The organism is Tardiphaga sp. OK245 (genome assembly GCF_900108575.1).
Taxonomy (GTDB): domain Bacteria; phylum Pseudomonadota; class Alphaproteobacteria; order Rhizobiales; family Xanthobacteraceae; genus Tardiphaga; species Tardiphaga robiniae.
Map to the genome: position 1 here is coordinate 118,910 of NZ_FNWZ01000005.1, position 12,779 is coordinate 131,688.

The window sequence follows — 12,779 nt, forward strand, 5'->3', positions numbered from 1 at the left end:
TGGTGTGGTGGATCTTACAGGCCGCCTAACAACCGTGCGCCTCCACCGGACTTCACCGCTGTGACCGGCTGGGGGCAAATCTATCCCGCAATAGGCGCAGCCGAATATTCCACACTCGATCCGGTCATTGAGGTCGCCAATTCACGCACCTATGTCCACCTCAAAGGACGGAATGGTTGGGTATTGGTCCAAAGTCAGGCGCGCATACAGATCGCCGGTGCGCATTTCGTCTCCGACTTTTCCAAGAATGCGGCGATCCGGATGGAGATTCGTCAAAGCCCAGGCGGCGCCGCGATGATTGGCGCGCCACCGCCCGGCTACAACAGCCATTTCTGGCTCGTTACGCGCGGCACCTATCCGGCCTCTAGCGTTGACGGGGTCTACGTACAAATGGATATGCGATCGGCTGATCCCGCACTGAACGTCGTCGCTAACGTCGGGGCCGATTGGTGGCGCAACGCAACAGCCGCATTCGAAGACGGCTTCGGAAACAATCCCGGAGCCGGAATGAGCAACTGGCTCACCCTTTCGACGCAGTGGTCGACGCTACGCTTCTACTCAACCAGCAACGACGACCTGTGGGCCGACCCACCGCCTCCCTTACTATCCACGCGGCCACCCTACATGCCTACGAAAACGAAGCGGCGCGACATCGCGAGGATACCTTGTTCCCTCAGTCGCGAAACCCAACCGCAATAGCTATCTTGAAAGGCGTACTGGAAACTGCACGCCGCGACACAGTGCCGCGATTACACTGACGTTCGCATTCAATAGCAGATGCGTTCTCTAAATGTATTATGTAGTTAGCTACTACTCGATCAGCGTATCGCTGCTGCTGCCCATTACGCGGTGCAACACGAACACATTGAAAACAAAATGTGTTGCCACGGTTCGCTACACTATTGTTGATTCGTCAATGCACGATTTATTGGCGACTGCACAACTACTACGCATAAGCTACGAATCGTTTCAAACGACAAGAGCCTTCGTCACATCAATCCTCATCGGCCGACATCCAGGACAGATGCAAGTTCGGTGGGCACTCGGCAAAACTCCAGTTTCGCGTCGCCCGCATGTTTCGTACGGGCACAATCTCGAAACAGTCAAAATCCCATCTTCTTGGCCGAGATGGATGCTCTTCACAGGTATTTCTTTTGAAATCGGGCGCACCAAGCAGCGACAACCGGGGACATAGGATGGCAATTTCTGTTTCGGATATCATAGCTCAGAACACGATCGGTTATAGTGAGGGTAAACCAGTTGGCGTGCCGGCGAGCTACGCATGGTACAACGGTTTGTATAGGCCAATTGGCTATAGCGGTCCGCCATCCGACTTCACGTCGGTAACTGGATGGGGGCAAGTCTATCAGAAGGCTGGCGCCCCGGCGTATTCGAATCCAAATGCTACCATCGATGTCGCCAACGCCAAGACTTATGTGCACCTGAAGGCCACAGGTGAGTGGGTTCTGGTTCAGAACCAGGCCAATAACCAGATTGCGGGCGCGCATTTCGTTGCCGATTTCAGCGGTAACTCGGCGATCGCCATGAAGATCGGGTCCCAGGCCGCGGGGAGCGCGACAATGGCCGCCCCCCCGACTGGATACAACGACCATTTCTGGCCCAGCGCGCGCGGTATCTATGCAGCGGGGGCGGTTGATGCCGTCTATGTGCAGATGGATATGAAGGTCAGCGATCCCAATCTGCAACTGATCGCCAATGTTGGCGCCGATTGGTGGCGCACCCCTTCGGTCGGCTACGCCAACGGAATGACCAATAATCCCGGGGCAGGCATGAGCAACTGGGTCGAGCTGTCGACTCAGTGGACCACGCTCGGGTTCTATTCCTCAACGACATCTCAATTTCAGGCAGACCTGCCACCACCGCTTGAAGGAGTGGTTACGGAAGTTCCAAAGCCTACCATCACGCTCTTCAGCGCCGACAGTGGCGTCGTCGGCGACGGCATTACGAACGCATCTGTCTTGAAGTTGACGGGGACCGCTCAGGCGGGACTCGCTGTCAACGTCTTTGACGGATCCCAGCTTCTCGGGACCACCAAGGCTGATGCGTCCGGTGCATGGACGTTTACGACGGCGCAGCTTACCAGCACGTCGCACAGCTTCACCGCAAAGGCCATCAGTGCCTCAGGAAATACGAGCACCGCATCGACAACCCTCACTGTTCAGGTCGATACGATTGCCCCCACTGCACCGAAGCTTCTCTCGTTCTCTCCCGACACGGGCGTCGTCGGAGACGGCAAGACCGACGCGGCTGTCATTAAGCTGACCGGCACAGCGGAGGCTGGCAGCGCCGTCAAGGTGTTCGATGGGGCGACCCAGATCGGGACCGTGAGGACCGATTCGCAGGGATCATGGAGTTTGGTAACGGGGCCACTGTCGACGGCCACTCACACTTTTTCAGCTACGGCCACCGATGTCGCCGGCAACTCAAGTACAGCGTCATCGCCGCTCAACGTCAGAGTCGATGGAGGCGGGACTTCTACACCCCCGGTCACTGGTGAGAATCTTTTGGTCAACGGATCGTTCGAGGCATCAGCCGTGAAATCCAGCTGGTTTGCCGGATTCAGTACGATTCCGGGATGGTCGGCCGTCCGCGGTGGCACGATCGAACTTTGGAACAATTTGAACGGCGTAAAAGCGACCAATGGCGTGAACTTTGGAGAGCTCGATTATCTCGGCGCCGATGACGGGCTCTACCAAAACGTGTTGACTATCCAGGGCCAGAGTTACGACCTCTCACTCGACGCGCGCAGTCGGCCTGGCTTTACGGGGGCAACCTGCTCCATGGAAATTCTCTGGAACGACACCGTGGTCGCGCGCGTACCACCAGGAAATAGCTGGCAGACCTATAATTTTACGGTGACCGGCACAGGTGGGTCTGACCGTCTGACCATTCGTGAGGTCGCAGGCCAAGGCGGCGACGGCTTGGGCGCACTTTATGACAATGTGAGTTTGGTGGCCAAGCAGCCGATAACATCCGCGTCACAGGCCAGTCTGGCTCAGGCATCACGTGCCGTCGACCTTATCAATCAATATTCCGCAACAAGTGCTGTCAATTCAGATTACGGGACCAGCCCCCTGGCGAGCGCGGCCGACTCCCTCACCACTCTCTCACAGACGTTAGCGCAATCGCAGCAGCACACCTGACAACATCAATCTTAGGGGGCGCCGCTCCAGACGCGCGCCCCTTGAGGAGCTTTTTCTCACTCCTCACGGAGTGTGATTTTGCGACTGGAAATTTCTAACGATCGTGTTGTGTCGACCAACTAATTCAAGAACAGCCGGTCCATGGGCGAGAACAATACTCGTGGATCTCGCTCGCATCTCCTCGCAACAGCGCTGGATTTCACGAGTCAGCGCCTTATCGGCTTCAGCATAGAATTCCGCGAAAGATGGCCACTCATCTGGCCAGCGACTTGCGATCCGTAGCGTATTGAGAAACGGAAATTCGGCCGATTTCGGTGAAGCCGTATACCACGGCCCCGCATTTGGCAACGTCTCACCATGCGCCGCCTGCAAATTGGAGCGGATACCCGGCGTCAACGACCCAACATCGACCGGCTTTTCATCGGCAGATAGCAATTCGAGCCCAGCGTTATAACAGACCCCAAAACGCATAACCGCTTCGTCGAACGAGGTGCACAGATACTCCAAATGGGAATGCACGAATCTCAGACGCTGATACGGGCGGCTGGCCTCCTCTGCCTGCGTCAGACCGCTCGCGATTCTCTGAAACTCCCATGCATCTTCGCAGACCGTCTCAAATTGCAATAACGTTTCTACAATTTCCCTGAGCTTATCATGTGCCATGGCGATCGGATTTCTCGCGAATTCCGGCAACAAGCTGGGGTAGGGTGCATCGGCGACGCTCAGGCTAACCTGAGCATCATCTATGATCCGATCGAGCAAGCCTGCTGCGATCTGCGAGGCGGCAGCTTCTGCTTCAACAATGGTCATTGGCGCCGGCTATCTCAGGCTAAACAGATTGCCAGTCGGTGTGCGCACGAACCGGCGTCCAGAGTCTACGTACCGCTTCCCTTTAGCATGTTCGCACGCCGGCGCCACCAGTGTTCAATCCGGTGCGATTTGGATAGCCGAATAATAACGGCAAACCGACAGCCTATGACTGCGTGAGAGCGCATCGCATACCGCGTCTCTCTCAGGTCGCTCGCTGATGCCACTTCCATGCAGAGCCGACGATGGTCGAAAGGTCAGAATACCTGGGCTGGAAGCCCAGAACTGCCTTGGCGCGCCCCGGATTTGCAACCAGAATCGGCGGATCGCCATTCCGCCGAGGCTTGATGACGAATGGCGTCTCCCTATTCGTCTCACGCCGAATTTGACCGATAATCTCCTTGACGGAGTATCCCCTTCCCGTTCCCAGATTGAAGCATCCACCGACTCCACCCGCGCGAAGATGCTTCAACGCAAGGACATGAGCCTGCGCCAGATCCGTAACGTGAATATAGTCACGTATGGCTGTGCCATCGGGAGTCGCATAGTCGTCTCCGAAAATCGCAAAATCATCCAGCTTGCCCTGCGTCGCCAGAATAGCGCGCGGGATTAGATGCGTCTCGGGGGAATGGTCTTCGCCAAGCTCTCCGCCAATATCCGCACCACTCGCGTTAAAGTATCGCAGGCAGATCGTAGCCAGACCATAGGCTTCACCGAAATCCGCCAACATGTCCTCGACGATCCGCTTGGTTCTCCCATATGGGTTGATCGGCTGCAGGACTTCACTCTCTTCAATCAAATCCTTATCGACGCATCCATAGACGGCGCCGCTGCTCGAGAATACCAATGTCTTGCACGACGCATCGCGCATGGCACGCAACAGACTCACCGTGCCCTCAACATTATTTCTGTAATATTTCTCCGGATCACTGACGGACTCGCCGACGAGGCTCGAGGCGGCGAAATGAAACACCGCGACGGCGCGATATTTCTCAATCATCTCCGCCAGGTATCGCTGATCGTGAATATCGCCTTTGATCAACGGGCCCCACTTGACCGATGATCGATGTCCCGTCGACAGATTGTCATAGCAAATTGGACGATAGCCGGCTTCTGCAAGACCCTTGCAGCAATGCGACCCTATATACCCAGCGCCGCCCACAACCACGACATTCGGCGTCTCACTCATCATCCACCCCACACGCAGCGCTCGGCCTCACATACGGACCACCACGCACAGCCGTTACAATCTTCTCGGTTCGACATCTCGGGCCAGCTAGACAAATTCTTCTTCGTCGGTCTCCCGACTGATGTATCGCGCCCTCTTTCTTACGCTCACCTGCGCGCCGGAACGGCTTCCATGCATCACCGACGCCCGGCCCGCATAGGCAAAGTACAGGGCCATCGATGTAAAATTATCGAGAAGGTTCTCCGAGAAGAAATAGATACAGAGAACGACAAACAGAACTCGCGTCGCTCCAACCGGGAGCGATCGGTAAACGTGGATCAGAAATGGAGCGAAGATGGCGAGATTGATCAAACCGTACTCTACCAGAATGCGCAGATAGTCGTTATGCGCAACGAGCGCGGCATAGGTGACAAGCGCCGTTTGCCCCGATCCGTAACCGAAGAGAAAAACGCCGGTCCCCTGGCTCGAATACACATTCCAGATATCCGTCCAATGTATCAGACGAAAGAATGCCGAAAGATCTGTGGAACCTGTCATGGTGACAAGCTGCTTGTAGGACATTGACGCAATCGCACTCGGATCCATGCTGAATACCAGCATCAAGTTGTCGAACGTCGCAATTCCGCGATCGAGGGCGCCAACCGACAGCGCGACAGCACCGCCTACACCAACGGCAATAAGAGCAACAATAGAACTGCTCCGGATCGGCATGACGATCCACAAGCAGGATGCCACTGCTGTCGCGACGGCTGCCCCCAGCTTGTTCATGACGATAGCATTGATGAACTGGAACAGAATGACCCGGTTGCCGTAGAGCTGCGTTACCGCAAACAGAAGCGCAGAAAAATACAGAACACCGGTATTCGCGTTCGGAAAATACGAGAAGACTTCACTCGCAAAGCTCTCATTTTCGTAAACCTTGCTGCTCCCTTTGGTCAGCAAGAAAAGTATCGGCACAATGCCGAGCGCAACAATGCAGCGCAACTCGATCGGCTTCATCTTGCCACCGGTTGCGCGTCCCGCAGCATAGAACACATAGATTGACAGATATTTGAGAGCATCCGTCATCGACGCAACCTGCAGATTGTAGATGACACTTAACGTCGTCGTCACCAGCGCGACGAGCAGATATCCCTTCGCCGCCCCCTCTTCCCGCTTCGACTGCATAATGATCTGAATTGAATATGCGATAATCGCGAGGCTGACGGCGTTTCCCACGGCATTGAAGACTTGCGCTCCCAGAAAGTGATAAAGAAATGCGCAAAGATTGACGATCAACAAGCCGATGCAGAACGTCGAGAAGTAGGACGATTTCGGTACCGCAACAGTGGGTCGGCCTTCGATCGCAAATTCGCTCATCGACGGCCACTCATATCGGTGATCGCTTCTTCAGCCTTTGCCCTCATCACCGCAACCTCCGACACCACCATCGATGGTCGTCGCTTCTGCCGGCGCCCAATTGGAGGTCTGACGATGAGGTCATCCTTGTCCTTCTGCGGACGCGTTGTCGATCTGTCCGGGTGGGACGCCCCCATCACGGCATCATAAATTTCGAGCGTCTTCGAAGCGATATCATTCCAGTCATAACGGCGCGTACTCTCGCGTCGAATCGTCTCGCGCTCCGCCGCTCCCATCCGGACCGCAGTGAGAGCAGCCATCTTCGATCTGAGTTCTTCGCAATCGCCAACCGGAAAGATATTGGCTGGGTCCGCCACAACTTCGCAGTTTGACGGAATGTCACTAACCAACACCGGAAGCCCATAACTCAAGGCTTCGAGTAGGACGATTGGTAGTCCTTCATGCGACGACGGCAATACGAAAAGTCCCGCATGCGCATAGAGCTGACGCAACGTCTCGCCGCTTTGGTATCCGGCCATCACAACGTTGTCCTGGCCTTGCGCCTCGATCACAAGCCGATCTGCGTATTCGTTCTTGTGATCGATCCGCCCAACGATAACGAGCTTCCATCCATCCGATTTCAGTCCCTCGAACGCCCGCAAGAGATCGATCTGCCGCTTCTCGGGGACCAGCCGCCCAACCGTCAAGACATACCGCCCCGCTTCGAGACCCAGCGCGTTGATCTTGTCTGTGTTCAGCGGAAGCTCGGAAAATACGACCCCATTTGGTATGACATCGCACGTCTTTTTATACTTCTCCTCGATGAGCTGACCGATGCTGCGACTGACAGCTATCCGCTTATGCGCGTATCTCATTCCGAATGCCTCGCCGGTCCGCAGAATCGTCCGCGCAGCCCAGCCCCATTTCTCTCGATTGTAGTCCTCGCCATGATGCGTCACGACCACGCGCAAGCCGAATAATCGCAGCAACGGCGTCACGATCGCCGGGCCGATTCCGTGGATATGCACGACGCTCGGTCGCTTAATCCCGGCGACGAGCGCACAGATCAGCGAGTGCAGCAACGTCTCGAGATACACACTGCGAACAGTCCAGAGACGAAGGATACTCACTCCGCGCCAAGCATCGCCTTCTTGCGCGCCCACATATGGCGATCGCACGCAGGCCGTTACACCCTGTCCGAGCTTCGCAAGCCTCGGTGCGAGATTCTCGACATGGTTCTCGATCCCGCCCTGAACGTCCGGAAAGCCACGAAACCCGAACGTGTAGACCTCTCCCTTACCCATGGCGCCACTCCCCGCTCTTAGTTGTTGATGAATGACTTCAGTGGGTAATGTTGGTCAGTTGTTATGCGCCCCTTGACCAGCTTGGCCTTGACGGTCTTGTCCAGGAACGACGGTCGCTCGACATGCGGCGACGGCCGCGCATCCGAATAATCGATATAGCTGTCGAAGCAGATCTTCTTGCCCATCGACACCTTGGCTTTGTTTTTCAGAACCCACATCAATGGCTCCTGCTTTGGCAGTTGCGGCACGATGCGGGACCGCATCGCTGTCCGTGCGGTGGTCACCATCCAGCAGTTCTGTGCGCATCCAGCGACCTTGCCGAGCGTTTTCCGGGCGGTGTCGCTGTTGGCGATCTCATCCCACGACTGCTTTGCAAGATTCCCCATCGGAAGATCGGACCGCACGTTGCAAGCCCAGACATCCGACCACGGATCGATGAACGCAAAATCCTTTCCGGCGCTGCAGGGAATGAGCCTGTCGTGACCGAGAATCTTCTCGATCAAACCGAGATTCAGATAGGCCCGGAACCAGTTCTTCGGCTTGTTGCTTTTCAACAGCGCCTCGACGAGCCCCTCGACCTTGCGCGCGACGCTGCGTCGATCATAAAAATAGTTGTCGTTCTTGTAGAACTGCCAGGCGTTATGGAGCGTCGAGGTTGCGAGTTCGTAGCCTTCCTTGCGGGCGAATTCGTAGACATCGACCAGCTGATCGACATTCTCGTCCTGGATCACCATCGCAAAGCCAAGATCCGTGCCGCCCGCCTCCTTCAACATCCGGAGGCCGGCGACCTTCGTCGCATAGCCGCCCTTCTCACCTCGAATCGTATCGCTCGTTACTTGGTCACCTTCGACGGAGAAACGAACCTTGATGTTCGGATACTTCTTGATAATCGGAACCAGGCGCTCGGGATGCAGGCCATTCGACGAAATCTCGAGGACCCGCGCTTTCGGATAAAGTAGGTCCGCGATCTCGGCGAGATCTTTGCGAAGTGTTGGCTCGCCACCCGACACATTGAGGTTGTCGAAGCCAGGCGGCAGTTTCGACAATGTCTCGAGTGATATCTCTTCCCGCGGATCGGTCGGGTTCTGCCAAATATAGCACATCTGGCACTTGGAATTGCAGCGGAACGTCGAAATGATAGTGAGATCCATTTTATACTCCGACTCTGTTCTGTTCCTTCAGGGGATTCACGACGCTTTGGTAGAGCGCGAGCAGCGCCGCCCCATGGGCTTGAAGCGAGTATTCGGCTTCGACGACCTTCCTGGCCTCAGCACCAAGCCGCCCACGGAGGTCACGGTCCGCGAGTAGCAGTCGAATTTTGCTCGATAGGTCGTGAACGTCCTTCGAGGCAAACAGCAGCCCGCTCAATCCGTCTCTGACCAACTCGGGAATTCCACCAATTCGCGATGCAAGAACGGTTTTTCCGTGCGCCATCGCCTCCAGGATCGAGAGCGGGCTGTTTTCGTGCCACTCCGAAGGCACCACAACGACGGCGGCTCCGCGAATGACACTCGTCAGATCTGCACCAGCCAGATGTCCCTTGAACTCGGCGTCTGGAAATTGCGTCCGGAGCTCAGATAACAGAGGCCCGGTCCCGGCCACCACAAGCCGCCAAGTGGCACTGTCTGCGGCATGCGCTTTCAGCAGGGTGGCCACACCTTTTTCCGACGAGAGTCGCCCGAGATAGAGGACATAGCCGCCATCTTCACGAGATACCTGGATCGCAGAGGCGTCGATACCATTGGGAATATGCGTGACTTTCGCGTCTCCAAACCGGCGTGCGACGGCATCACGCATGAATCGACTGGGCGCGATGAATTGACTGACACGTTGATAACTTTGCGCCACCGCGTGATAGCGCGCTTCCGCCCAAAGTAACGCACTTCGCCCCAGCGACCCGTCCGCACATCGTTTACGCAAAATCGATTCGAAACGTCCGCTGGTGCAGTCTGTGCAGACTGCGCCATTCGACAGTTGCGTGTAGACCGGGCAAACCGGCTTGTAGTCGTGCAGCGTCAGGACGACTGGCGTATGAAGCCGCGCAGCGGCATTGATGATCGACGGCGTCAGCTGATGGTAGATGTTGTGGCAATGTAAAAGGTTGGGATTCTCGTCGCGTATGAGCGCGGAAATATTACTTACGGCTTCCTGAGACCGAACGAAGGAGATCGCGGCTTTTATTTTGCTGCTTCTCGACCCCGCCGTGTAGCTCTTCTCGGAAACGAAGTAAGATTCGTATTTCGACGGGCGATTGCGACTGTCGCGCATGGAGAACTCCATGACGTCGATGCCTCGCCCCTTCATCCAGTCCATTTCGTCGAACATAACGGCCTCTGAGCCGCCATTCCGGAAGAAGAATTTATTCGCGACAAGGATCTTTTCGACCTGATCCGCAGCGCAACTCAGTGTCGGCCGTTGAATATCGGTGCCCCCGTCCGCGCTACGTTCGGCCTGCGACGGCCTTAGCATCATGATGTTCTCGTTGCGGAACGCGCTACTGGCGGGCATGCGTAATGACCTCGTCTTTATGGGTTGAAGCCATCTCTCAGACGTCTCTCAAACGACCCATGAACGAAGCGTATGCGTAGGTACGACAGTGATATTGACGGGCGTCAACTCCGCTTAGCGCAGCGCAATAGAGTCTCTCTCAACGACATCTGCCTGAACTTCTCCTCTATTTCGGCGCCAGAATTGGACCGGATCATTACTGCGGCTCGAGCGCGACATGGTAGCAGCACGGTGCCGCGCGGCGCGAGGGGACCAATGGAAGAGCACCTCGAGCCAACAGCAGCAAAGCCTGACGGCGGTCTTATAGCTCTCGTCATGATGCTCAGATTTCAGGGGCTGAGCATTGACCCGGAGCGCATTCGACATCAGTTCGGCCACAAGCTCATCGGCGTGGCTGAGATGCTCCGTTGCGCCAAGGATCTCGGCCTAAAGGCGCGCATTGTGCGCAGCAGTTGGGTGCGGCTGTCCAAGGTGCCAATGCCGGCCCTGGCGCTTCTCAAGGACGGTCAGTTCCTCCTGCTCGGCAAGGTCGAGCCCGAGAGGGTCATTGTCCTGCAGCCGGGTCGATCGCAGCCGACAATGATGACGCCATCCGAGCTGACAACCGTATGGGACGGCCCGCTTCTCTTGATGACGAAACGGGCAACCCTTTCAGATCTGGCTCGGCGGTTCGACCTCACCTGGTTCATCGCGGCAATCTACAAGTACCGCTGGCTGTTGAGCGAAGTTCTCCTTGCTTCGTTCTTTCTCCAGCTATTTGCGCTGGTCTCTCCGCTCTTTTTCCAGGTTGTGGTCGACAAGGTTCTTGTTCATCGCAGTATGAGCACCCTCGACGTGCTCGCGATTGGCCTGATTGCCATCGCTTTGTTCGAGACCGTCCTTTCGATTCTTCGGACCTATCTCCTGTCTCACACCACCAACCGCATCGACGTAGAGCTTGGCGCCCGGTTGTTCCGACATCTACTGGCGCTTCCGATCGGCTATTTCCAGACCCGGCGCGTCGGCGACTCCGTGGCGCGCGTCCGTGAGCTGGAGAACATCCGGACTTTTCTCACCAGTTCGTCTTTGACCGTTGCCATCGACCTGTTCTTCACGATCATCTTCATTGGCGTTCTGTTTGTCTATTCGCCCCTACTCACCTGGATCGTCGTCGCCGCGTTTCCCATTTATGTCGTCATCTCTGCGGTTGCGACGCCGCTATTCCAGTACCGGCTCGATGAAAAATTCAGGCGCGGTGCCGAGAACCAGGCATTTCTGGTCGAAAGTGTCACTGCCATCGAGACATTGAAAGCAATGGCGGTCGAGCCCCAGATGCAGCGGCGCTGGGAGGAACAGCTGGCAGCCTATGTGTCTGCCAGCTTTCGCGTCCTCAGTCTGGGCAATTTCACCAGCCAGTTCATTCAGTTCATTAGCAAAATCGTGAGTGCGCTGATTCTATACTTTGGCGCCAAACTGGTCATCAGTGGTGACCTGACCGTTGGCGAACTGGTGGCCTTCAATCTACTCGCGGGCCGTGTCAACGCACCAATTCTCAGACTGGCCCAACTCTGGCAGGACTTTCAGCAAACACGCCTCTCGGTTGCCCGGCTTGGTGACATCCTGAATACCGCTCCAGAGCCAGCCTATATGCCCAGTCGGATGTCGCTTGCGGCCATCAGAGGGGACGTCCGCTTTGAACATGTAACGTTCCGTTATCGCATCGATGGACCGGAAATCCTCTACAACATCAACATCCATTGTCCTGCTGGACAGGTTATTGGAGTGGTTGGCCCATCCGGGTCGGGCAAGAGCACGCTCGCGAAACTGGTTCAGCGCCTCTATGTCCCCGAAACAGGCCGGGTGCTGGTCGACGGCGTCGACATCGCACAGGTCGATCCAAGTTGGCTTCGTCGACAGATTGGCGTTGTCCTGCAGGATAGTGTTCTGCTTAACGCCTCCATTCGCGAAAACATCGCTTTGGTTGATCCAGCGACACCTGCGGGAAAAGTTGTCGAAGCTGCCGCTCTCGCGGGCGCCCATGACTTTATCATCGAGCTTCCGGAAGGCTACGATACTGTCGTCGGCGAGCGGGGCAACACATTGTCGGGCGGCCAGCGCCAACGCGTCGCCATCGCGCGCGCGCTCATAACTGATCCCCGTATTCTAATCTTCGATGAGGCTACAAGCGCGCTCGACTACGAAAGCGAACGGATTGTCCAAAAGAATATGGCGCAGATCGCCAAGGGGCGTACAGTATTCATTATTGCTCATCGCCTTTCCGCCCTCCGCATGGCCGATCGCATCATTACGATCGAGAATGGACGGCTGGTCGAGGACGGCACCCATCAGGAGCTCATAAAAGCCGGCGGGCGCTATGCCAAGCTTTATCGTTTACAGGCGGGGTTTCATGACCCGGCTTGATCCCTGTCTCGACGCATTGCCAGATTATTCTGTACTCGGGATTCGAATTTTCCCAAGAACGAGAGACGC

The 12,779-nt window shown here is 56.3% G+C and carries 9 protein-coding genes; 3 read left to right on the forward strand and 6 right to left on the reverse strand.

Going from position 1 to position 12,779, the window contains the following annotated elements; translation table 11 throughout:
- Nucleotides 1-60: 60 nt before the first annotated feature.
- Nucleotides 61-699 carry a hypothetical protein gene (locus BLW80_RS23685; RefSeq protein WP_093760280.1) on the forward strand — a complete coding sequence of 213 codons (639 nt, stop codon included), beginning with the start codon at nt 61-63 and terminating at the stop codon, nt 697-699.
- Nucleotides 700-1,196: 497 nt separating this feature from the next.
- Nucleotides 1,197-3,164, forward strand: coding sequence for an Ig-like domain-containing protein (locus BLW80_RS23690; protein WP_093760282.1), 1,968 nt, complete (start codon nt 1,197-1,199; stop codon nt 3,162-3,164).
- Nucleotides 3,165-3,227: 63 nt separating this feature from the next.
- On the opposite strand, the gene BLW80_RS23695 is transcribed toward BLW80_RS23690, so the two are convergent.
- From BLW80_RS23695 to BLW80_RS23720, 6 genes are all read right to left on the reverse strand, one after another.
- Nucleotides 3,228-3,974, reverse strand: coding sequence for a hypothetical protein (locus tag BLW80_RS23695; RefSeq protein WP_093760284.1), 747 nt, complete (start codon nt 3,972-3,974; stop codon nt 3,228-3,230).
- Nucleotides 3,975-4,176: 202 nt separating this feature from the next.
- Nucleotides 4,177-5,160, reverse strand: a complete 984-nt coding sequence (galE, locus tag BLW80_RS23700; protein WP_093761111.1) for a UDP-glucose 4-epimerase GalE — start codon at nt 5,158-5,160, stop codon at nt 4,177-4,179.
- Between the two features lie 87 nt (nt 5,161-5,247).
- The gene (locus BLW80_RS23705; protein ID WP_093760286.1) at nt 5,248-6,519 is read right to left on the reverse strand and encodes an O-antigen ligase family protein; all 1,272 of its coding nucleotides are present in this window, start codon (nt 6,517-6,519) and stop codon (nt 5,248-5,250) included.
- Entirely contained in the window at nt 6,516-7,802 is a 1,287-nt protein-coding gene (locus tag BLW80_RS23710) for a glycosyltransferase family 4 protein (protein ID WP_093760288.1), read from the reverse strand. Before BLW80_RS23710 ends, BLW80_RS23705 begins: the two co-directional genes overlap by 4 nt.
- 17 nt (nt 7,803-7,819) lie before the next feature.
- On the reverse strand, nt 7,820-8,953 hold the full coding sequence (locus tag BLW80_RS23715; RefSeq protein WP_093760290.1) for a radical SAM protein: 1,134 nt from the start codon (nt 8,951-8,953) through the stop codon (nt 7,820-7,822).
- 1 nt (nt 8,954) lies between these two features.
- Nucleotides 8,955-10,310 carry a glycosyltransferase family 4 protein gene (locus BLW80_RS23720; protein WP_093760292.1) on the reverse strand — a complete coding sequence of 452 codons (1,356 nt, stop codon included), beginning with the start codon at nt 10,308-10,310 and terminating at the stop codon, nt 8,955-8,957.
- Between the two features lie 255 nt (nt 10,311-10,565).
- Here BLW80_RS23720 and BLW80_RS23725 point away from each other — a divergent pair, with 255 nt between their 5' ends.
- On the forward strand, nt 10,566-12,710 hold the full coding sequence (locus BLW80_RS23725; protein ID WP_093761113.1) for a type I secretion system permease/ATPase: 2,145 nt from the start codon (nt 10,566-10,568) through the stop codon (nt 12,708-12,710).
- Nucleotides 12,711-12,779 lie beyond the last annotated feature (69 nt).